Consider the following 21987-nt stretch of genomic DNA (forward strand, 5'->3'; position numbering starts at 1 on the left):
AAGGAGGTAGCTGCGGCCTACACGGGTCAATTCCGCGATGCGGACGCGGGGCTCTTCCTTCCGCCGGGGGCGGGGGTCAGGGCTTGATGCCCGTCGCGCCGTAGATATTGATGTCCGCGTCCGTGGCGTCGTTGATGTCGCGGTGGCGGACCTTCTCGATGTCGTCGAGGGTGGCGAAGTACGTGGGGTCCACGGCCTCGGGAGCCGGAGCCGCACCGTCGGGACGCCAGTGGTGGACGGGAACGGCACCCGGCTCGTCCAGTTCGAGACCGTTCTCCGTGAAGAAGCGCTCGACCCCGGCCTTGGAACGCAGGACGAAGGTGAACCCGCGCTCGGTGAACGTCCGCTGGACCGCGCGCACCTTCTCGGCGTTGATGTCCTCGGTGAGGTGGCTCAGCACGAGCCGGCTGCCCGAGGGAAGCGCGTCCACCAGCTCGCGCACGATCGGGTAGGCCTCCTCGTCCTCTATGAAGTGCAGGATCGCCACCAGCACCAGCGCGATCGGCTGGTCGAAGTCGAGGGTCTTCGCGGCCTCTGCGAGGATCTGGGCGGGCTGTTTGATGTCCGCGTCGATGTAGTCCGTCTGCCCCTCGGGCCCGCTGGTGAGCAGGGCGCGCGCGTGGGCGAGGACGACGGGGTCGTTGTCGACGTACACGACCCGGGAGTCCGGGGTGATCCGCTGGGCGATCTGGTGGACGTTCTCCTGTGTCGGCAGCCCCGTGCCGATGTCCAGGAACTGGCGGATGCCCGCTTCCTGAGCCAGCGTCGTCACCGCCCGCCGCAGGAAGTCCCGGTTGTGGCGGACGTCGAGGTAACCCCGCGGATTGACCGCGAGCGCGGCGGCGGCCGCTTCCCGGTCGACGGGGTAGTTGTCCTTGCCTCCGAGGAGGACGTCATAGACGCGCGCCGGGTGCGCCTTGGTGGTGTCGATCCTCCTTCTCAGCTCGGCGGGGTCCTGGCTGAGAGCATCACCGGGCATAAAGCCTCTCCCTGGAGAGTCGCGTCATTTAGCGAGCAACAACCTAACTCCTGGGGGGACTTGATAGTGCCCCGGACCGACAGAAGTGGTGCCCTGTGCCGCGGGCGCGGTCTCCCGCTCGCTCCCGCCCAGTGGACAGTCGTACGCGGGCCGCCTCACGTTCCCGCTCGTCCGGAACGGCTTCCCGCGTCCCGGGCTGCGTTCCAGAGGGACGGCGTTCCCCCAGGTCAGACCCCCTACGGGCGTTCCGGCGTCCCGTATACCCCGGCAACCGTGGCGGCCGGGGCGGATCACCCCGCAAGCTGTGGTCATCCAAGTACGGCACATCCACAGGCCACATCCGCAGGGGGATCACCCATGTCCGCACGCACCGCCCGCACCCGCCGTCTCCTCGCCGCCACGACGGTCGCGCTCGCCGCGTTCGCCCTCTCGGCGTGCGACAACGGCAAGGGCGTACGTGACGAGGGCTCGTCCGGCGCGTCCCAGTCGTCGGCGCAGCCGAGCGGGTCGGCGGCCGACGGAAGTACGACAGCGAAGCCGACGGGCAGCACGGGAGGTTCGACGGCCGGCCCGAAGAGCACCGCCACAACCACAGGCACCGGCTCCGGCACCGGCTCCACGGGCGGCTCCGCCGGAAAGAACGGCGGAAGCACCACGACCACGCGGAACACCACCTGCAGCGGCGCCAACACCAAAACCACCGCCACCACGGTCTCCCGCCCCCTCAACCACCTCCTCCTCACCGTCACCAACACCGGCTCGAAGAACTGCGACCTGACCGGCTACCCGATCGCCCGCTTCGGCGAGGCCCAGGCGGTCCCGCCGGTCGCCAAAGAGACACACCCGCAGGCGGTCGTCACCCTCGCCCCCGGCGAGTCCGGCTACGCGGGCGTCCTGCTGTCGGCCGCCGACGGCAGCGGCGGCGGCAACGGCTACACGGCCAAGACGCTCGTGATCGGCTTCGCCAAGGGCAGCAGCGCGACCCCGGCGCTCCCCGCGAAGGGCGTGTACGTCGACGACAAACTCACGGTGACGTACTGGCAGCAGAGTCTGGACGACGCACTGGCCTACTGAGTGACAGCGAAGGCCTAGGGCCTGTCCTGGCGCAGCTTCTGCGCGGCCTCGGTGGCCCAGTACGTGAGGATGTTCTGGGCGCCGGCCCGCTTGATGCCGGTCAGCGTCTCCAGGATCGCCTTGTCACGGTCGATCCAGCCCTTCTCGGCCGCCGCCTCGATCATCGAGTACTCGCCGGAGATCTGGTACGCGGCGACGGGCACGTCGACGGAGTCCGCGACCCGGGCCAGGATGTCGAGGTAGGGCCCCGCCGGCTTCACCATCACCATGTCGGCCCCTTCCTCCAGGTCGAGGGCCAGCTCCCGCATGGACTCGCGCACATTGGCCGGGTCCTGCTGGTAGGTCTTCCGGTCGCCCTTCAGCGAGGAGGCGACGGCCTCCCGGAAGGGGCCGAAGAAGGCGGAGGAGTACTTGACGGTGTAGGCGAGGATGGCCACGTCCTCGCGTCCGATCTGGTCCAGGGCGTCGCGGATGACCCCGATCTGCCCGTCCATCATCCCGCTGGGGCCCACCACATGGGCTCCGGCATCGGCCTGGACCTGGGCCATCTCGGCGTACCGCTCCAGGGTCGCGTCATTGTCGACGCGCCCTTGCGCGTCGAGCACTCCGCAGTGCCCGTGGTCGGTGGTCTCGTCGAGACACAGATCGGACATGACGAGCAGCTCGTCCCCGACCTCGGCGCGCACATCGCGGATCGCGAGCTGCAGAATCCCGTCCGGGTCGGTTCCGGGGGTCCCGACGGCATCCTTCTTCGAGTCCTCCGGCACCCCGAAGAGCATGATCCCGGAGACCCCGGCCTCCACGGCCTCCAGCGCGGCCTTCTTCAGGCTGTCGCGCGTGTGCTGCACGACACCGGGCATCGCCGCGATGGGGACCGGCTCGGTCACGCCCTCCCGCACGAAGGCGGGGAGGATGAAGTCGGCCGGGTGCAGGCGGGTCTCGGCGACCATGCGCCGCATGACAGGGGTCGTACGCAGCCGCCGCGGCCGCGTACCGGGGAAGGAACCGTACTTCGTCATGCCCCTACGCTACGCCCGCCACCCGACCCCCCTTGCCGACACCTTGCCGGTACGGCAGACACACCCGGAGGCCTTCAGGGGTGCGGGGCTGTGACATTGGGCGGCTCCGCCGTGTGGGCGCGACCAGCCCCCACCGGCCGGCAGCCAAAAACCACCAGGGGGCCCGGGGGCTTGCCCCCGGGCCCCACCGGCCCTACGTCGTCCGACGCCTCCGCGCCCCCGGCCTGCGCTCACTCGGCCGGGTAACCGGATCTCCCGCCTCCGCGGCGGCAGCCCTCCGCTTCAGCCCGAAGTCCGCCAACGCCTCCGCCAACTTGTGCACGGACGGCTCCGGAGCCATGACGTCAACGCGCAGCCCGTGCTCCTCCGCCGTCTTGGCGGTGGCCGGACCGATACAGGCGATCACCGTCACGTTGTGCGGCTTGCCCGCGATACCGACCAGGTTCCGGACCGTCGAGGACGACGTGAAGAGCACGGCGTCGAAACCGCCCCCCTTGATCGCCTCTCGCGTGTCCGCCGGCGGCGGCGAGGCCCGCACGGTCCGGTAGGCCGTGACGTCGTCGACCTCCCAGCCCAGCTCGATGAGCCCCGCGACCAGCGTCTCGGTGGCGATGTCGGCACGCGGAAGGAACACCCGGTCGATCGGGTCGAACACCGGGTCGTACGGCGGCCAGTCCTCCAGCAGACCCGCGGCCGACTGCTCACCGCTCGGCACCAGATCCGGCTTCACGCCGAAGGCGACCAGCGCCTTCGCCGTCTGCTCCCCCACCGCCGCGACCTTGATCCCGGCGAAGGCCCGCGCATCGAGCCCGTACTCCTCGAACTTCTCCCGCACGGCCTTGACCGCGTTCAGCGAGGTGAAGGCGATCCACTCGTAGCGGCCCGTCACCAGGCCCTTGACCGCTCGCTCCATCTGCTGGGGCGTGCGCGGCGGTTCGACGGCGATCGTCGGCACCTCGTGCGGCACGGCGCCGTAGGACCGCAGTTGGTCGGAGAGCGAGGCCGCCTGCTCCTTGGTGCGCGGTACGAGCACCTTCCAGCCGAACAGCGGCTTGGACTCGAACCATGAGAGCTGTTCACGCTGAGCCGCCGCGGAACGCTCGCCGACCACGGATATCACCGGCCGCCCACCGTCCGGGGACGGCAGCACCTTGGCCTGCTTCAGGGTCTGCGCGATGGTCCCGAGCGTCGCGGACCAGGTCCGCTGACGCGTGGTGGTACCCGCGATCGTCACGGTCATCGGCGTGTCCGGCTTGCGACCGGCCGCGACCAGCTCGCCCGCGGCGGCGGCCACGGAGTCGAGCGTCGCCGAGACGACGACCGTCCCGTCCGATGCCCCGACCTCGGTCCAGCACCGGTCGGAGGCCGTGCGCGCGTCGACGAACCGCACGTCGGCGCCCTGCGCGTCGCGCAGCGGCACACCGGCGTACGCGGGCACGCCCACGGCCGCGGCGACACCCGGCACGACCTCGAACGGCACGCCCGCGGCGGCGCAGGCCAGCATCTCCTCGGCGGCGTACGCGTCGAGCCCGGGGTCACCGGACACCGCACGCACGACCCGCTTGCCGCCCCGCGCGGCCTCCATGACAAGATTGGCAGCGTCCCTCAACGCGGGGTCACCAGCGGTCGTTGACACGGCGTCAACAACCGCTAGTTGAGGCGTGCCTGCGCCCGAATACGTACCGGAAGACGTGCCCAAAGGCGTCCCCACATCCGTATTCAGTACGGCGACGCCTGGCCTGGTGTGCGCACGGACCACGTCGAGCACCTCGTGCTCGGCGACGAGGACGTCCGCGTTCGCCAGCGCCTCGACGGCGCGCAGTGTCAGTAGTCCCGGATCTCCGGGTCCGGCACCGAGGAAGGTGACGTGCCCGTGTTCGGGACCGGCGGGAAGGGTGGTGGGGCTCAATGTGCTCGCTCCCCCATCAGACCGGCCGCGCCCTTGGCAAGCATCTCGGCGGCGAGTTCACGGCCGAGCGCCATTGCTTGGTCATGTGTCTCGGGCACGGGACCGGTGGTGGACAGCTGCACCAGCGTCGTGCCGTCGGTCGTGCCGACGACGCCGCGCAGGCGCATTTCCTTGACAATCTGCCCGTCGGCCAGAAGGTCGGCGAGAGCACCCACGGGTGCGCTGCAGCCGGCCTCCAGGGCGGCGAGCAGGGACCGCTCGGCGGTCACGGCGGCCCGGGTGAACGGGTCGTCGAGTTCGCCGAGCGCGGCGACGAGATCCGCGTTGTCCGCGGCACACTCGATCGCCAGGGCCCCCTGGCCGGGGGCGGGCAAAACGGTGTCGACGGACAGGAAGTCCGTCACTTCCCCGATCCGCCCGAGGCGGCTCAGGCCGGCGGCGGCGAGCACGACGGCGTCGAGCTCCCCGCTGCGCACGTATCCGATCCGCGTATCGACGTTCCCGCGGATCGCGACCGTCTCGATCGTCTTCCCGTGGTCGCGGGCGTACGCGTTCAGCTGGGCCATCCGGCGCGGCGAACCGGTGCCGACGCGCGCGCCGTCCGGAAGGTCCTCGAAGCGAAGCCCGTCGCGGGCGACGAGCACGTCGCGCGGGTCCTCGCGCACCGGCACGGCGGCCAGCGCGAGCTCGTCGGGCTGCCCGGTCGGCAGATCCTTGAGGGAGTGCACGGCGAAGTCGACCTCGCCGAGCAGCAACGCCTCGCGCAGCGCGGTGACGAAGACACCCGTGCCGCCGATCTGTGCGAGGTGCTCGCGGGAGGTGTCGCCGTACGTCGTGATCTCCACGAGCTCGACGGGCCGTCCGGTCACCTGGCTCACGGCATCCGCCACCAGCCCGGACTGGGCCATGGCGAGCTTGCTGCGCCTGGTCCCCAGCCTCAGTGCCGCCTTTTCATCTGTTCGCCCCTGGGGCGCTCCGGCCTGCCCCTGCGGCGCACGTGGCTCACGTGGCTCACTCATGCTCGCCCTCGGTTCTTGGCGTTCTCGTTGTTGTTCTCGGCCCGCGACACGGAGGCGACCGTCTCGGGGTCCAGGTCGAACAGGGTCCGCAGCGCGTCCGCGTACCCGGCGCCACCGGGTTCGGCGGCCAGTTGCTTGACCCGTACGGTCGGCGCGTGCAGCAGCTTGTCGACGACGCGCCGCACGGTCTGGGTGATCTCGCCCCGCTGCTTCTCGTCGAGGTCCGGCAGCCGCCCGTCGAGCCGCGCGATCTCGGTCGCGACGAGGTCGGCGGCCATGGTCCGCAGCGCTACGACGGTGGGGGTGATGTGGGCGGCCCGCTGGGCCGCGCTGAATGCGGCCACCTCGTCGGAAACGATCCTTCGCACCTGGTCCACATCGGCCGCCATCGGCGCGTCCGCCGACGCCTCGGCCAGCGACTCGATGTCGACGAGCCGCACGCCGAGCAGCCGGTGCACGGCCGCGTCGATGTCACGGGGCATGGCGAGGTCGAGCAGCGCGAGCACGGGCGCGGGCCGGGGGACCTCGGTGACCGGTTCGGGCCGACGGCGCTCGGGAACGCGCCCGACGCCGGCGGCGGTGGCGGCCAGCGCGGTGATCAGCTCGGCGTCGGCCTCGACATCGGCGTCGGGCGTACGACGGTGATCGCGGCGCTCGACGGTTCCGGTGCCCTTGTCCACCCAGACCGCGTGCTGCTCCAGCGTGGCCGCGTCCATACCGGCCACGGCGGCCTCCCCCATCACGGAGAAGCCGGTGGCACCCTGAACGGCGGACAGGTCGAGGGGGCAGCCGTCCTCGGTGCCGACGCCGGTGGGAGCGAGGGTGCCGGGGGCGGCGGCCGGGGCCTCGTCCCATACGGCCACGGGCGCTCCCGTACGGCCTTCCACGGCGGCGGCCACGGCGGCGGCCGTCAGTACGAGTCCCGTCGCGCCCGTGCAGGACACGGCGATGTCGGCACGTGTCAGCTCGACCGGCACCGCGTCCATCGGTACCGCGCGGGCCAGCACGTCCGTGCCCTCGCCGTCGGTCAGGATCTCGGCGAGGCGCTCGGCGCGGTCGGGGGTGCGGTTGGCGATCACGATCTCGGCGACTCCGGCGCGCGCGAGTGTGGCCGCGGCCAGCGAGGACATCGAGCCCGCGCCGATCACGAGGGCCTTCTTGCCCTTGGCCCAGGTGTCGACCGCCGTACCGGAGGACAGCTGCTCCAGGCCGAAGGTGACCAGGGACTGTCCGGCCCGGTCGATGCCGGTCTCGGAGTGCGCGCGCTTGCCGACCCGCAGCGACTTCTGGAACAGGTCGTTCAGGAGGCGGCCCGCGGTGTGCCGCTCCTGCGCGGTCGCGAGTGCGTCCTTGATCTGGCCGAGGACCTGGCCCTCGCCCACGACCATCGAGTCGAGCCCGCAGGCCACCGAGAAGAGGTGGTGGACGGCCCGGTCCTCGTAGTGCACGTAAAGGTACGGGGTGAGCTCCTCGAGCCCGACCCCGCTGTGCTGGGCGAGCAGCGTGGACAGCTCGGCGACGCCCGCGTGGAACTTGTCCACATCGGCGTACAGCTCTATGCGGTTGCAGGTGGCGAGCATCGCGGCTTCGGCGGCCGGCTCGGCGGCGACGGTGTCCTGGAGCAGCTTGACCTGCGTGTCCGCGGACAGCGCGGCCCGCTCCAGGACGCTGACCGGGGCGCTGCGGTGGCTCAGCCCGACGACGAGGAGACTCATGCCGGCATCACGGCGGGGACGTCCCCGTCAGGTCCTTCGCCGTCGTTCCCCTGGGAAGCCTTGACCACGGCCCCGGCAACGGCACCGGCGCCCGCCTGGGCCTCGGCCTCCTCGCCGGCCTTGCGCTGCTCGTGGAAGGCGAGGATCTGCAGCTCGATGGAGAGATCGACCTTGCGTACGTCGACGCCGTCCGGGACGGACAGGACGGTCGGCGCGAAGTTGAGGATGGAGGTGACTCCGGCGGCGACCAGGCGGTCGCAGACCTGCTGGGCGACGCCCGGCGGGGTGGTGATGACCCCGATGGACACGCCGTTCTCGTCGACGATCTTCTCCAGGCCGTCGCTGTGCTGCACGGCGATCCCGGCGACCTGCTTTCCAGCCATCTCCGGATCGGCGTCGATCAGCGCGGCGACCCGGAAACCACGGGACGCGAACCCTCCGTAGTTGGCCAGCGCGGCGCCGAGGTTACCGATACCGACGATCACTACCGGCCAGTCCTGGGTCAGACCCAGCTCACGGGAGATCTGGTACACGAGATACTCGACGTCGTACCCCACACCACGCGTCCCGTAGGAGCCGAGGTAGGAGAAGTCCTTGCGCAGCTTCGCGGAGTTGACCCCCGCCGCGGCCGCGAGCTCCTCGGAGGAGACCGTGGGTACCGAGCGCTCCGACAGTCCGGTGAGGGCTCGGAGGTACAGCGGAAGCCGGGCGACAGTGGCCTCGGGAATCCCTCGGCTGCGGGTCGCCGGTCGGTGAGTTCGGCCAGTTGCCACGGTGCTCCTGCGGGTAGCGCGGGGCTGCAGGCGGTCACACGTACCCAGACCGCCCCGTCGAAAGCAGGCTATGTCTTTGTGAACGCGTGCACAAAGATGGTGTCCGATTTGCCCGGGCAACGTGACGGGGGTCACGCACTCTCGGCGCGCCCGCATGGAACCGGCGCGCACCCTGCTTCGTTCCGCACCTGAAGGGGGCAAAACCGTACACTCTCCTCAACGAATCCCGCCCCCGAGGCCAATCGCCGTCGATCCTAGGCGACTTTCCGGACCCCGTCGGACTCACCGGTCGGGACGCAGCCAGGAGGCGGTCCGGGCCCGATCCCGGTGCAATCCGGGCGGAACACCGCGCCCCTAGGGAGCGAGGGCCTTGCGCAGCCGCCCCTCGTCGACACGCCAGAAGGTGTGCTGCGCCCCGTCCACCAGCACAACCGGGATCTGCTCCCAGTAAGCGCGGTGCAGCTCTTCATCCTCGGTGATGTCCTTGTGCTCCCAGGGGACCCCGAGATCCCCACACACCTTCTCCACCACTTCTTGTGCGTCATCACACAGATGACACCCGGGCTTCCTGATGAGCGTGACCTGCCGCTCCGAAGGCGCCTTCTCCGTCGTACGGCGCTCACCGCGCCGGAACATGGAACTCATACGGGCCATTCTGCCGCCGCGAAGGCGGGCCCGACGCGCCGATCAGCTCGCTTCTTTAACGAGTCGGTCGCGGAGAGTTCACAGCCTCGAATCCTCTCGACTCCGGAAGCTCCGAACAAACTGGCTATGCTCACGCCATGGCCGCTCTTGGATGGCTCACTCCCCGTAGGCGCTCCGCCACCGCACGGAGCGTGTTGGCAGGCGAGGCCTCGGCAGAGGCAGCGCGCAAGTCCTCCCAGGAACTGGAGGAACTCGCCCACGACGCCGCGCCCGACGTCGATGTCCCCGACCGGGAACCGGAGTTCCCGGTCCTCGGCGACGAGAAGGCCGCGGCCTTCTTCGACCTCGACAACACCGTGATGCAAGGCGCCGCCCTCTTCCACTTCGGCCGGGGCCTGTACAAACGGAAGTTCTTCGAGACCCGCGACCTCGCCCGGTTCGCCTGGCAGCAGGCGTGGTTCAGACTGGCCGGCGTCGAGGACCCGGAACACATGCAGGAAGCCCGCGACTCCGCTCTCTCGATCGTCAAGGGCCACCGGGTCTCGGAGCTGATGTCGATCGGCGAGGAGATCTACGACGAGTACATGGCCGAGCGCATCTGGCCCGGTACCCGCGCCCTCGCCCAGGCCCACCTGGACGCAGGCCAGAAGGTATGGCTGGTCACGGCCGCCCCCGTCGAGATCGCCACCGTGATCGCCCGCCGCCTGGGCCTGACCGGCGCGCTGGGCACGGTCGCGGAGTCGGTGGACGGCGTCTACACGGGCAAGCTGGTGGGCGAGCCCCTCCATGGCCCGGCGAAGGCGGAGGCGGTCCGCGCCCTGGCCGCCGCGGAGGGCCTGGACCTCTCCCGCTGCGCCGCCTACAGCGACTCCCACAACGACATCCCCATGCTGTCCCTGGTCGGCCACCCCTACGCGATCAACCCGGACACGAAACTCCGCAAGCACGCCCGCACCTTCGAGTGGCGCCTGCGCGACTACCGCACGGCCCGCAAGGCCGCGAAGGTCGGCATCCCCGCGGCAGCCGGCGTCGGCGCGGTGGCAGGCGGCACAGCGGCCGCCATCGCCCTCCACCGCCGCCGCCGCTGACCCCGCGGTTCCCCTCGGTTCCCCTCGCCCCAGCCGTGTTCTGCGGCTGCGGGCCGGTGGGGGCTGGTCGCGCCCACGCGGCGGAGCCGCACCATGTCACAGCCCCGCGCCCCTGAAGGGGCGCTCTTGTCGGCGCCGGTCCGCAGGGGCCAATCTCCCTGTCCTACCCCCGCGACCCCCCACCCAGTCGCCGCACTCCCACACGGCCACAACACGCCCTACACCCAGACGGAACCCGAACTCATCCGATCAACAACCGGTCATTGTCCGGCACTTGATCCGGCGTCAATCGGTTACAGAAGCGACGTAATCGATGATTTGAGCAACTGGGTGTAGCGCTGCCTGTACGAAGCGTTATTCTCCTCAGACGCAACCCGGTACCCCTCCGTCGCTACGACGGGTGAAAGGTCCCGCACTGCACGTGATGGAAGCTCTGCCTCTGGGAGTCCCGTGTACTCACACGTCGGGGTTGACGCCTCGGGCCTGGCTACGCTGCGCGCAACGGTCCTGGACCGTTTGCGCGGCTTCGTCCCCACCGCGTACGCCGTCCCCGCCCTCGCCGCCCTCCCCGCGCCCGTCGGCCCTTGCTACGCCTTGGCCGAAGGCAGCGCGGCCGTCGGCAGACGAGGCCGCTCGGGCTCGTCCGGCACGCCCACCGCACCCGCACGCCGCCCGGCCGCAGACAGTGACAGCGCCCGGATGATGGACCTCGTGGAGCGCGCCCAGGCCGGCGAGGCCGACGCCTTCGGCCGCCTCTACGACCAGTACAGCGACACCGTGTACCGCTACATCTACTACCGCGTCGGCGGCAAGGCGACCGCCGAGGACCTCACCAGCGAGACGTTCCTGCGCGCCCTCCGCCGCATCGGAACCTTCACCTGGCAGGGCCGAGACTTCGGCGCCTGGCTGGTCACGATCGCCCGCAACCTGGTCGCGGACCACTTCAAATCGAGCCGTTTCCGACTCGAAGTGACCACCGGCGAAATGCTCGACGCGAACGAGGTCGAACGCAGCCCCGAGGACTCGGTGCTCGAATCGCTCTCCAACGCCGCCCTGCTCGACGCCGTACGACGCCTCAACCCCCAGCAGCAGGAGTGCGTCACCCTGCGCTTCCTGCAAGGGCTTTCGGTCGCCGAGACCGCCCGCGCGATGGGCAAGAACGAGGGTGCCATCAAGACCCTCCAGTACCGAGCCGTCCGCACCCTGGCGCGGCTCCTCCCGGACGACGCCCGCTGAAGCCCGTACACCCGTACCACCGCCATAGCGATCCCACACGCTCAGCGACGCTCAACTCACCCTCCGTAAAAGTCTGTTGGCTTCGCGGTCCGATCATCCGTCGTCCGTAACCCAAGTGCCGCGACGCTCGTTGTGCGGGATACAGGCTCCCTGTGGTCACGACCCGGCCATCGCCGATCACTCGATCGTGTGGATGCGCCCGGGGCGTGCAACCCTCAGGACCCCCTGGGGAGTCGACCGTCATGACGAGAGGAGGTGCCGCCAGTGATCGCGAACGTATCGGCACACCGGCGGGCGAACGCCTTCGCCCAGGCCCTGGAGGAGCAGTCCGACCAGGGTCCGGCGGCCGAGCAGCCCGAGGGATCGGCACCGTCCCAGGCTGCGTCGGAACAGACCGAGCAGGGCCTGCTGTTGGCCCTCGCCACCGGTCTCGGCGAGCTGCCCAAACCGGAGCTGGACCCCGAGGTCAAGATCGTGCAGCGAGCACAGCTCGTGGCCGCGATGGAGGCCATGCTGCGGGAAGGCACCGCCGCGGGGGGCGGAGGCCCGGACCGTTCCGTGCCCGAGCAGCGCTCCCACCGGGCACGGGGCGCGCACCGGGCGAGCGGACTGGGGAAGCTACGACCGCGTTCGCGTCTGTCGAAGGGGCTCGCCGCGGGCGGGCTCACCGTCGGCGTGGCAGCCGGAGCCTTCGGCGGTGTGGCCGCCGCCAGCTCCGACTCCCTGCCCGGTGACTCGCTGTACGGGCTCAAGCGAGGCATGGAGGACATCAAGCTGGACCTGGCCCACGGCGACAGCGACCGGGGCGAGCTCTACCTCGACCAGGCGTCCACCCGCCTGAGCGAGGCACGCCGCCTGATGGAGCGCGGCCGCTCCGGCCGCCTCGACCACGAGTCGCTGGGCGAGATCCGCCGCGCCCTGTCGGGCATGCAGCACGACGCGTCCGAAGGTCACCGCCTGCTGCACGAGGCGTACGAGCGGGACGGCTCGCTGGGCCCGATCCAGGCCCTCTCCGCCTTCGCCCAGTCGCACCGCGAGGCCTGGGGCGCGCTGCGCGACCGGCTGCCCGTCCAGCTCGGCGACGTCAGTCAGCAGGTCTCGTCGGTGTTCGCCGCCATAGACGACGAGGTCGACCCGCTGCTTCCGGGGGCCCCCGCGAAGGAGGGCACGGGCCGACACCGGGGCGCCAGTTCCGACGCCCCCAGCTCGTCGTCCGGTACGGACCGTCCGGCACCCAGCGCCACCAGCGGCTCCGCCACCGGCAGCCACAGCAGCACCGGCAAACCGAAGCCGTCCAGCTCGGGCAGCACCGGCGAGGGCCTCCTCGGCGGCAGCACGGGCGGCCTCCTGGACCCGCCCAAGGACACCGCCGGTTCGTCCCCGTCGACCGCCACCCCGACCACCGGCGGAGCATCGGACGTCACCCTGCCCCCACTCCTCCCCGGCCTGCTCCCGGGCCTGGGCATCAACAGCGAGGACAGCAAGTAACTCCGACACAAGCAGCTCCCGTACGACGCTGGGGGCGCCCTCTTCAGAAAGGGCGCCCCCAGCGTCGTACGTCCGTCAAAAGCCTCGTACGTCCGTCAAAAGCCTCGTACGTCCGTCACAGCAGAACGTCCGTCAGAAGAAGACCGACCGGCGCTGCACCAGCAACTTGTACAGCGTGTGCTGGATCTGCTCCCTGACCTGGTCCGTCAGGTTGAACATCAGCATCGGGTCCTCGGCGGCCTCCGGCGGATAGCCGTCCGTGGGGATCGGCTCGCCGAACTGGATCGTCCACTTGGTGGGGAGGGGCACCGCACCGAGCGGGCCCAGCCACGGAAAGGTGGGGGTGATCGGGAAGTACGGGAACCCCAGAAGCCGGGCCAGGGTCTTCGCGTTGCCGATCATCGGGTAGATCTCCTCCGCGCCGACGATCGAGCACGGGATGATCGGAGTGCCCTGCCGCAGGGCCGTCGACACAAAGCCGCCGCGGCCGAAACGTTGCAGCTTGTAGCGCTCGCTGAACGGCTTGCCGATGCCCTTGAAGCCCTCCGGCATCACGCCGACCAGTTCGCCGCGCTCCAGCAGCCGCTCGGCGTCCTCGGCGCAGGCGAGGGTGTGACCGGCCTTACGGGCCAGCTCGTTGACCACCGGCAGCATGAAGACCAGGTCGGCCGCGAGCAGGCGGAGGTGGCGGTTCGCGGGGTGGTTGTCGTGGACGGCGACCTGCATCATCAGGCCGTCCAGCGGGAGGGTGCCCGAGTGGTTGGCAACGATCAGCGCGCCGCCCTCCGAGGGGATGTTCTCGATGCCCTTCACCTCGACCCGGAAGTACTTCTCGTACAGCGGGCGGATCAGGGACATCAGGACCTGGTCGGTGAGCTCCTGGTCGTACCCGAAGTCGTCGATCTCGTAGTCACCGGTGAGGCGTCGGCGCAGGAAGGCGAGGCCCCCGGCGATACGCCGTTCCAGCCCGCCACCGCCCTGCGCGTCCTGCGCCTTCGGCTGCTGAAGCGGCTGTTCCTCACGCGTCACAGGAACATCATCCTGCGGGAAGGCCCGGCCGGGCAGGGGCTGGACCTCGCGTACCACCACGGGATCGCCCTTGCGCCGGCTCCCCGCGGCTGCCCGCCGCCGCGGCGGGCGCTGCACAGCACCCCCGCGCGTCCGGTCGTCGTCGAACGGAATGACCTTGGCGTCCGCCATCGTCGATGCGCTCCTCAGTTGGCGCTCAGTGTCGGGGGGTGGCCGCCGCCCACGTAGGGCAGCGCGGCGATCCGGTCGACGGCCCCCGCGAGGGCCTCGGGGGGCAGGAGTCCGGGCCCCCGGCTGCGTGCGAAGTCCGCGAAGGTCTCCGCGGTCGTGTATTTCGGTTTGTACCCCAGCGTTTCGCGCATCTGGTTGGTCGACACGACCCTGCCGTGGGTGAGCAGCCGCAGCTGCTCCGGCGAGAAGTCGGTCACGCCCAGGGTACGCACCGCCGTGCCCGCCCAGCTGAGCGCCGGCAGCAAGAGCGGCACCGTGGGACGGCCCAGCCGCCGCGCGCACTGCGAGAGCAGCAGGACGCCGTCTCCGGCGATGTTGAACGTGCCGCTGTTGAGGGTGCCGCGCTCCGGGTCGTGCGAGGCGATCCGCAGCACCTCGATCACGTCGTCCTCGTGCACGAACTGCAGCCGCGGGTCGTAGCCGAAGACGGTCGGCAGCACCGGCAGCGCGAAGTACGAGGCGAGCGGCGAGTCCGCGCTCGGCCCCAGGATGTTCGCGAACCGCAGCACGCACACGGCCACGTCGGGCCGCCGCCGCGCGAACCCCCGCACATACCCCTCGACCTCCACCGTGTCCTTCGCGAAGCCGCCGCTGGGCAGCGACTTGGGCGGGGTGGTCTCGGTGAAAACGGCCGGATCGCGCGGTGCTGATCCATAGACGTTCGTACTGGACTTCACGACCAGCCGCTTGACCGTCGGGGACTTCTGGCAGGCGCCCAGCAGCTGCATGGTGCCGATGACGTTGGTCTCCTTGACCGTGGTCCGGCTGCCGCCGCTCAGCGCGGTGCCCGTCACGTCCATGTGGACGACCGTGTCGACGGAGTACTCGGCCAGCACCCGGGCGATGGTGGGCTGACGGATGTCGGCCTGGATGAAGTCGGCCCCGCCCAGATGGTGCTCGGGCAGCACCGCGTCCACGGCGATCACCCGTTCCACCTGGGGGTCACGCTGGATCCGTCGTACGAACCGACCCCCCAGCTGACGGGCCGCTCCGGTCACGAGCACGACCTTCCCCAAGATCAGCGCCTCTCTTCCCGTTCTGGACGTAAGCGGACGTAGCTCTGCTCGTACCCTGCCGTGTTCCCCGTGTGCCGCCAACCTAGCGGGTTGATGTTGCGCTGTGATGACCGCCCGATGCACGAAGTGACGACGGCCACAGACGTACGATCAGACAAAGCCACACGACACACAGGCGTACGCACAGCATCGCCCCCCGACGCCCTCCCAAAGGAGACACGCGCCCACTCCCACCGGAAAGTACCCGCTCCGGGGGGACACCCGCCGCCCCGAGAACCCCGGGCGCGCCGGGGACTGGAGTCTGGGGGAGGCCGGAGGAGGCTGGGGAAGTCCGGGGACTCCAGGAGGCTCCGGGAGGCTCTCCGGGGGACTCCAGGCAGGTCCAGAGGGAGTCCGGGCGAGTCCGGGGAACTCCGGCGGGGCATTTCCGGGGGAAGCTCCGCTCGGACCGGCAGGCGCCCACCCTGGCCGGGGGCCGGGGGTGCCCGCTCGGGGGGCCGGGGGCGGGGGACGGGATGCCACCGCCCCGGCCCCGGGGCCCCTGTTCGGCTTCCGACGTTGTACAGCCCGTCGACTCCGCGCACCCATCGCGTGCGCGAGCTCGATGGCCATGTGGCCATGTGGCCATGTGGCCATGTGGCCGAGTCCGCCGAACCCGATGAGCGCGCTCGCCACGACCCGCCTCGTCACGGGCCCCCACGCCGTGCGTGCCGCCACCGTGGCCGGGGCCGCTCTGCCGGGGAGACGGGCTGCCTCCGGCGTGGAAGCGGGACTCGCCCCTGGCCGGGAGGGCGACTGCGACTGCCTACGGCCAAGGGCGGGGGCTGCGGCGGCGGACACGGCTGTGGCCCCCCACCTGCTGGTGGGGGGCCACAGAGCGCGCTGTTCTCAGCGGTTGCGCAAGCGCAAGGACGAGCCCCGGCGATGCGGGGCACGGCCTTACTTCTTGTTGCGACGCTGAACGCGAGTGCGCTTGAGCAGCTTGCGGTGCTTCTTCTTCGCCATCCGCTTGCGCCGCTTCTTGATAACAGAGCCCACGACTACCCTCGCTCACTTCTCTTTACTCGGTGCTGGGCTGCATGGGCCCACACGACCTATGAGGGGCCAGCCTACCCGTCCGAGCGCTGAGGTCGTAATCGAGGGGATCCGAGTGGATTCCCAAGGTGACCACGAGGGCCTTTCGGGAATCCCTCGGAGCAACCGTCAGGCCGTCTCCACCCCCACATAGCTCTCGCGGAGGTACTCGTGAACCGCTTGCTCCGGCACCCGGAAGGACCTCCCCACCCGGATCGCCGGCAGATGACCGCTGTGCACCAAGCGGTACACGGTCATCTTCGACACTCGCATCACCGAGGCGACTTCCGCCACGGTAAGGAACTGAACCTCGTTCAGAGGCCTCTCGCCAGCTGCAGCCATGACACACCTGAACCTTCCGCACTCGACGGCCACCGGCTTCCCCTTCCGGTGACTCTTCGTCGTTGCGTGCTCACTCCCCAATGTAGGGGCGGGTGATGCGAGTGGGGAAGAGGGGATGCCATCGGCCGCCTACTGTGACAGACACGCTCGATTGAGTACATAGCGAGTAAGCGGTCGGTAGTAATCAGACCGCACAGCGTCATCAAGCGGAACGACGACGGACACCCGCCCCTCTGCCTCTCCGACGAAGAGGGCAGGATCGTCCGTATCGGCCAGCCCCATGACCTCGAACCCCAGCTGACCTGCCCCGCAGACCCAACCGTGGTCCCCGATGACGAGTTCCGGGAGCGGCCCGCCGGCCTCCGCGGCAGCCGCCAGAACGGTCCGAACCGGGAGCGGAGAGTGGGTGTGTGCGCCGGTCGCACTACCGGGGGCTCGCGCGCCGGGTTCGCGTACCAGCGCGACTCCTTGTACGTAGTCAAGGTTGTACGTACGTAGACCGAACCGGGTCGTTATGTCGACAGAGCTACCCTGCGCGGGAGTGAGGACGGTACATCCCGCCGCCGACAGAGCGTCCGCGAGGGCGGCGTAGAAACCGAGCAGACGGTGAGGATGACCGGTCCCGAAGAGCACCGCTTCACGCTTCCGGGCCGCTTCCCCGAGCCGCTCCGCGAAGGAGTCCAGCGCGACCAGGGTCCTCTCGGGGTCGATCACATCGTGCCCACTGGTGTGCATCGGGTCGGCCGAAACCCCGCACTTGTCGGCCATCAACTCGATCAGATCCCGCTGCTGCCAGGTCCACTCCGGATCAAGTCCGAGCAGCACACGAGGATCACGGGCGGCGAAGAGCCGATAACTCCGCAGGCTCTCCTCCCGCGAAGTGGCAACGGGGCCGGCCAACCGAGCGGCCAGCAGATGCGCACGTAATGCGCCGGTGCTCAACACGTCAGCGATGCTGACGCATTTCCCGCCTCTTCGCCCCGAAATTCCCGAAAACGCCCCACAGTCGGCGTAATGCTCACTCCGCATGCCGGACCCTCGGACCCCCGGACCCCCGGTGGCTCTTTGGCCGCGGGTGGGTGGGGCTGCTCGCGCCCACGCGGCCGAGCCGCACCCTGCCCGGCCGTGCCCCGCCCACCCCTACGCCAACAACCCCCTCAACGGAAACACAGCCCGCCGAGTAGCCACGATCGCCTGGTCCAGCCGGTCCGCCGGGTCGTACCCGGACTCCCACCCCTTCCAGGACACGGGCCACCGCCCATCAGTCATCCGCACCGGCGCCAGCTGCCGCGTACGAGCGAACACTTCCTGCCGCCAGCTCTCCGGAATCACCGTCTCGGGATCGATGGGCCGCCCCGCCGCAACGGCAACGAGATGCGTCCACGACCGCGGCACGACGTCCACGACCGCGTAACCGCCGCCGCCCAACGCGACCCACCGCCCCTCGGCGTACTCGTGCGCCAGCTCATGACAAGCGACCTGCACAGCCCGCTGCGCGTCCAGCGACACGGCGAGATGAGCGAGGGGATCCTCGAAGTGGGTGTCGGCCCCGTGCTGCGTGACGAGCACCTGCGGCCGGAAGTCGGCGATGAGCTCGGGCACCACGGAGTGGAAGGCCCGCAGCCACCCCGCATCCCCGGTCCCGGCCGGCAGCGCCACATTCACGGCACTCCCCTCCGCTTCCTCGCCCCCCGTCTCCTCCGGCCACCCGGTCTGCGGAAACAACGTCCGAGGATGTTCGTGCAACGAGATCGTCAGAACCCGCGGATCATCCCAGAACGCGGCCTGCACACCGTCCCCGTGATGCACATCCACATCGACGTACGCGACCCGCTCGGCCCCCAGCTCCAGCAGCCGCGCGATCGCCAGCGAGGCGTCGTTGTAGATGCAGAACCCGGACGCACCGCCCGGCATCGCATGATGCAGCCCGCCCGCGAAGTTCACCGCGTGCAGCGCGTCCCCGTGCCACACGGCCTCTGCCGCCCCCACGGACTGCCCGGCGATGAGAGCCGACACCTCGTGCATCCCGGCGAAGGCCGGATCGTCCATGGTCCCGAGTCCGTACGAGGCATCCGCGGCGCCCGGATCCGCGGAAGCCGCCTTGACCGCCTCCACATAGTCCTCGCGATGCACGAGCCGCAACGTCGACTCCCCGGCCGGCTTCGCCGCGACGACCTCCACCTCCCGATCGAGCCCGAAGGCATCGACCAGTCGCCGGGTCAGCGCCAGGCGGACCGGATCCATCGGATGGTCCTGACCGAAGTCATAGCCCGTTACTGCCTCGTCCCACATCAGCTGTGTGCGGCCGCTCATGTCCGTCACCGTATCGGTCCGGTTCGGGCGCGAACGAGCGGGCGTACCCCAAGGTCACCAGGACCAACACCATCGGTACGAGCATGGCGCCCCGGTAGTTCCAGGCGTCACCCAGCGCCCCCACCAACGGAGAACCGATCAAGAAGCCCACGTAATTGAAAATATTCAGCCGCGCGATGGCCGTGTCCGAAGCCCCGGGGAAGAGTCGCCCGGCCGCCGCGAAGGTCTGCGGCACCAGCACACACAACCCCAGCCCCAGCAACGTGAACCCGAGCATCCCGACCCAAGCCCCGGGCGCCACCGCCACCACCGCGAACCCGGCCGCCGCCACGACCGCCCCCAGCCGTACGACGGCCACCGCCCCGAACCGCCGCACCCCGAAGTCCCCGACAGCCCGCCCCACCAGCGTCATCACCATGTAGACGTTGTACGGAACGGTCGCCAGCTGCTCCGAACTGCCCAGCACGTCCTGCAGATACTTCGCACTCCAGTTGGAGACCGTCGAGTCTCCGATGTACGCGAACGTCATCACCAGACAGAGAGGCAGCAGCAACCTGAAGACGAGGGCCCCGCCCTCCCCCTGATCCTTCGCAGAGCCAGAGCCAGAATCGGGACCAGAATCGGGGCCAGAATCAGCGGCGGGCTCGGACTCGGCCCCGGCGTCGGAAGCGGCGCCCCCGTCGACGTACCAACGACTCCCCACCAACGCGGCGGGCAGCAGGACCAGCACCACCGGCAGATACGACACGAGCAGCGACAGATGCCAGTGCGCCCCCACCCAGGCGAGCGAGGCGCCCACGATCCCGCCCAGGCTGTACGTGGCGTGGAAACCGAGCATGATGCTGCGCCCGTACGTCCGTTGCAGGCTCACCCCGAGCATGTTCATGGAGGCGTCGAGCGCGCCGACCGCGAGCCCGAAGGCGCCGAGCGCGACCGCCAGTTCGACCAGCCGATCCCCCGCCCCGGCCCCGAGCAGTGCCAGGAGGACGACGGGCTGGGACCAGCGCAGCAACCGACTGGGCCGTATTCGCTTCACCAACTGCTCGGTCGTCACGCTCCCGACCCCGGCGAGGATCGGCACGGCGGCCAGGAAGGCGGGCAGCAGCGCGTCGGAGACCCCGTACCGGTCCTGGATGGCCGGAATGCGCGTCACGAGGAGCGCGAAGGTGGCGCCTTGAGCAAAGAAGCTGAACGCCAACGAGGCCCTACCGCGCCGCAGCACATCTGTCATGGCGGCGAGCGTAGGGCCCCGGCTTACCGGTGGGTAGATCCAGCCGAAGATGAGTTTTGCTCAACTCTTCGGGTGGGAGGTCGCGGCGAGCTCGTTCTCCACCATCTTCTCCATCGGGACGACGGCCAGGCGCCCGCCGATCAGCACGGCCAGGACGATCGAGCCGATCATGACGACCGTGCCCAGCCAGACCATGGTGTCGATCGGCAGGGTGTAGGCGCCCACGACCCGCGCGATGCACTCACCGAGCAGCACCACGCCCCAGACGAGGGAGAAGGTCCGCTCGGCCTTCCGGAACCGCGGGGAGCCGACGATCAGCCGGTCCCACGCGGCGCTCTTGGCCGCGTCGCCCTTGATGAGGAACGGCTTCATGCCCGCCGTCATCATCGGCTTCCCCAGCTTCACGGACACCAGGATGCCGATACCGATCGCGCTGCTGACCCCGCTGTCCTTGGCCAGCATCAGCCGCGGGTCACCGGCGACCAGACTGAGCGCCAGCCCGACGACGTTGACGAACAGAATCAGCCCGGCCAGGGCGTTGGCCTTGCGCTCCTTCACCACGCTCCACACGGTCCGAACGGCCGGCACCACGCTGCTCCAGCCGAGCGCCGCCATGGTGCTCATCCCGAACCCGTTCTTCAGGAGGTAGTACGACCCGACGGGCACCGCCACGTCGAGGATCAGCGGCAGGAAGCTGGGCCGGGCGGCGGCCGTCGTCTCGACCGTGGTCGCCTCGACGGTGATCGCTTCAGTGCTGGTCTCGATGGCCGTGATGCTCATGATCGGGTCCCTCCGTCGTCGCTGTGTACGTCCCGTTTCGATGTACTCAGCTTCGCCGTCGGACCCCACCCACCAACAGAAACGATCGTCCGGAGCTCGGCATGACAAATGTCAGTGCCCGACCGGGGCTCCGGTCATACCAGCAGGTCAGCCAACTCCCCCATGTCGGAGAAGAGTCGCGTGGCACCAGCGAGCTTGGCGGCCGGTGTCATGGCCGTGAACCCGTACACGTCCATCCCGGCAGCGTTCGCGGCCTGCACCCCGAGCGGACTGTCCTCGACGACGACACACCTCTCCGGCGACACGCCCATCCGCTCCGCCGCGTACAGGAACAGATCCGGCGCCGGCTTGCCCCGCCCCACGTCCTGCGAACTGAAGACCCGCTCCTCGTCGAACCACCGGTCGAGCCCGGTCTTCCGATGACCCACCCGGATCCGCTCATGACTCCCGGACGAGGCCACGCAGTACGGCACCCCGTCGGCGGCCAGCTTCTCCAACACCTGCACAGCACCGGGAACGGGCCCCAGCTCCCGCTCGAAGGCGTCGAACACCCGTCCGTGAAAGACGTCGTCGAACTCGTCCGGGAGCCGCTGCCCGGTGCGCTCGTGGACGAGTTCGTGGATGCGGTGCATGGCGGACCCCATGTAGTCCCTGATGGACTCCTCGTACGAGGTCGGGTGCCCGAGCTCGGTCAGATAGGCGGCCAGGATCGTGTTGGATATCGGCTCACTGTCCACGAGGACGCCGTCATTGTCGAAGATCACCAGGTCATAGCGCATGACAAAACCCTAGACCCTGAACGCAGAGAACCCCCTTGCCATAAGGCAAGGGGGTTTTCTCAAAATTTGTTCGGCGGCGTCCTACTCTCCCACAGGGTCCCCCCTGCAGTACCATCGGCGCTGTGAGGCTTAGCTTCCGGGTTCGGAATGTAACCGGGCGTTTCCCTCACGCTATGACCACCGAAACACTATGAAACTGTAACTACCGCACCATACCCAGTGGCCCAGGGCATGGGGTTGTTCGTGG

20 protein-coding genes and 1 rRNA gene are annotated in these 21987 nt (G+C 69.8%); 4 read left to right on the forward strand and 17 right to left on the reverse strand.

What is annotated here, in order from left to right; translation table 11 throughout:
* Positions 1-76: 76 nt before the first annotated feature.
* On the reverse strand, positions 77-979 hold the full coding sequence (locus OG747_RS18840; protein ID WP_405880490.1) for an SAM-dependent methyltransferase: 903 nt from the start codon (positions 977-979) through the stop codon (positions 77-79).
* 357 nt (positions 980-1336) lie between these two features.
* On the opposite strand from OG747_RS18840, the gene OG747_RS18845 reads away from it, so the two are divergent.
* Complete coding sequence (locus tag OG747_RS18845; RefSeq protein WP_405880491.1) at positions 1337-2053, forward strand: DUF4232 domain-containing protein; 717 nt, start codon at positions 1337-1339, stop codon at positions 2051-2053.
* A 14-nt stretch (positions 2054-2067) separates the two neighbouring features.
* Here the strand turns inward: OG747_RS18845 and hemB are convergent, their stop codons facing one another.
* From hemB to OG747_RS18875, 6 genes are all read right to left on the reverse strand, one after another.
* Positions 2068-3072 carry a porphobilinogen synthase gene (hemB, locus tag OG747_RS18850; protein ID WP_405880492.1) on the reverse strand — a complete coding sequence of 335 codons (1005 nt, stop codon included), beginning with the start codon at positions 3070-3072 and terminating at the stop codon, positions 2068-2070.
* A gap of 193 nt (positions 3073-3265) precedes the next feature.
* Positions 3266-4981 (reverse strand): uroporphyrinogen-III synthase, encoded by a 1716-nt coding sequence (locus tag OG747_RS18855; RefSeq protein ID WP_405880493.1) that lies wholly within the window; start codon positions 4979-4981, stop codon positions 3266-3268.
* Positions 4978-5922: a hydroxymethylbilane synthase gene (hemC, locus tag OG747_RS18860; protein ID WP_405885596.1), complete on the reverse strand. Its 945-nt coding sequence runs from the start codon at positions 5920-5922 to the stop codon at positions 4978-4980. The genes OG747_RS18855 and hemC overlap by 4 nt, the downstream gene beginning before the upstream one ends.
* A gap of 74 nt (positions 5923-5996) precedes the next feature.
* Entirely contained in the window at positions 5997-7715 is a 1719-nt protein-coding gene (locus tag OG747_RS18865) for a glutamyl-tRNA reductase (protein ID WP_405880494.1), read from the reverse strand.
* The gene (locus OG747_RS18870; protein WP_405880495.1) at positions 7712-8488 is read right to left on the reverse strand and encodes a redox-sensing transcriptional repressor Rex; all 777 of its coding nucleotides are present in this window, start codon (positions 8486-8488) and stop codon (positions 7712-7714) included. The genes OG747_RS18865 and OG747_RS18870 overlap by 4 nt, the downstream gene beginning before the upstream one ends.
* Before the next feature lie 354 nt (positions 8489-8842).
* Positions 8843-9142 carry a glutaredoxin family protein gene (locus OG747_RS18875; protein ID WP_405880496.1) on the reverse strand — a complete coding sequence of 100 codons (300 nt, stop codon included), beginning with the start codon at positions 9140-9142 and terminating at the stop codon, positions 8843-8845.
* 128 nt (positions 9143-9270) lie between these two features.
* Here OG747_RS18875 and OG747_RS18880 point away from each other — a divergent pair, with 128 nt between their 5' ends.
* The 3 genes from OG747_RS18880 to OG747_RS18890 all read left to right on the forward strand — a co-directional run bounded on the left by OG747_RS18880 (position 9271) and on the right by OG747_RS18890 (position 12945).
* On the forward strand, positions 9271-10221 hold the full coding sequence (locus OG747_RS18880; protein WP_405880497.1) for an HAD family hydrolase: 951 nt from the start codon (positions 9271-9273) through the stop codon (positions 10219-10221).
* A 450-nt stretch (positions 10222-10671) separates the two neighbouring features.
* Positions 10672-11457, forward strand: a complete 786-nt coding sequence (locus OG747_RS18885) for an ECF subfamily RNA polymerase sigma factor, BldN family (RefSeq protein WP_405880498.1) — start codon at positions 10672-10674, stop codon at positions 11455-11457.
* Between the two features lie 264 nt (positions 11458-11721).
* The gene (locus OG747_RS18890; RefSeq protein WP_405880499.1) at positions 11722-12945 is read left to right on the forward strand and encodes a DUF5667 domain-containing protein; all 1224 of its coding nucleotides are present in this window, start codon (positions 11722-11724) and stop codon (positions 12943-12945) included.
* Positions 12946-13077: 132 nt separating this feature from the next.
* Here OG747_RS18890 and OG747_RS18895 read toward each other — a convergent pair whose 3' ends face one another.
* From OG747_RS18895 to rrf, 10 genes are all read right to left on the reverse strand, one after another.
* The gene (locus OG747_RS18895) at positions 13078-14145 is read right to left on the reverse strand and encodes a lysophospholipid acyltransferase family protein (protein WP_405880500.1); all 1068 of its coding nucleotides are present in this window, start codon (positions 14143-14145) and stop codon (positions 13078-13080) included.
* 14 nt (positions 14146-14159) lie between these two features.
* Entirely contained in the window at positions 14160-15221 is a 1062-nt protein-coding gene (locus tag OG747_RS18900) for an NAD-dependent epimerase/dehydratase family protein (RefSeq protein ID WP_405880501.1), read from the reverse strand.
* Between the two features lie 939 nt (positions 15222-16160).
* Entirely contained in the window at positions 16161-16259 is a 99-nt protein-coding gene (locus OG747_RS18905) for a 30S ribosomal protein bS22 (protein ID WP_003948845.1), read from the reverse strand.
* Positions 16260-16424: 165 nt separating this feature from the next.
* A complete protein-coding gene (locus tag OG747_RS18910; protein ID WP_004984898.1) occupies positions 16425-16637 on the reverse strand; it encodes a helix-turn-helix domain-containing protein in 213 nt (70 codons plus the stop codon).
* A 129-nt stretch (positions 16638-16766) separates the two neighbouring features.
* Positions 16767-17582 (reverse strand): phosphatase, encoded by an 816-nt coding sequence (locus tag OG747_RS18915; RefSeq protein WP_405885597.1) that lies wholly within the window; start codon positions 17580-17582, stop codon positions 16767-16769.
* A gap of 195 nt (positions 17583-17777) precedes the next feature.
* Positions 17778-18950: an acetoin utilization protein AcuC gene (locus OG747_RS18920; protein ID WP_405880502.1), complete on the reverse strand. Its 1173-nt coding sequence runs from the start codon at positions 18948-18950 to the stop codon at positions 17778-17780.
* Entirely contained in the window at positions 18901-20181 is a 1281-nt protein-coding gene (locus OG747_RS18925) for an MFS transporter (RefSeq protein ID WP_405880503.1), read from the reverse strand. Before OG747_RS18925 ends, OG747_RS18920 begins: the two co-directional genes overlap by 50 nt.
* 60 nt (positions 20182-20241) lie before the next feature.
* Positions 20242-20961: a VC0807 family protein gene (locus OG747_RS18930; RefSeq protein WP_405880504.1), complete on the reverse strand. Its 720-nt coding sequence runs from the start codon at positions 20959-20961 to the stop codon at positions 20242-20244.
* Positions 20962-21095: 134 nt separating this feature from the next.
* Positions 21096-21740 (reverse strand): HAD family hydrolase, encoded by a 645-nt coding sequence (locus OG747_RS18935; RefSeq protein ID WP_405880505.1) that lies wholly within the window; start codon positions 21738-21740, stop codon positions 21096-21098.
* A 68-nt stretch (positions 21741-21808) separates the two neighbouring features.
* A 5S ribosomal RNA gene (rrf, locus tag OG747_RS18940) occupies positions 21809-21925 on the reverse strand.
* Between the last annotated feature and the right edge of the window lie 62 nt (positions 21926-21987).

Origin of the sequence: Streptomyces sp. NBC_01384 (genome assembly GCF_045040035.1) — a bacterium.
Lineage (GTDB): Bacteria > Actinomycetota > Actinomycetes > Streptomycetales > Streptomycetaceae > Streptomyces.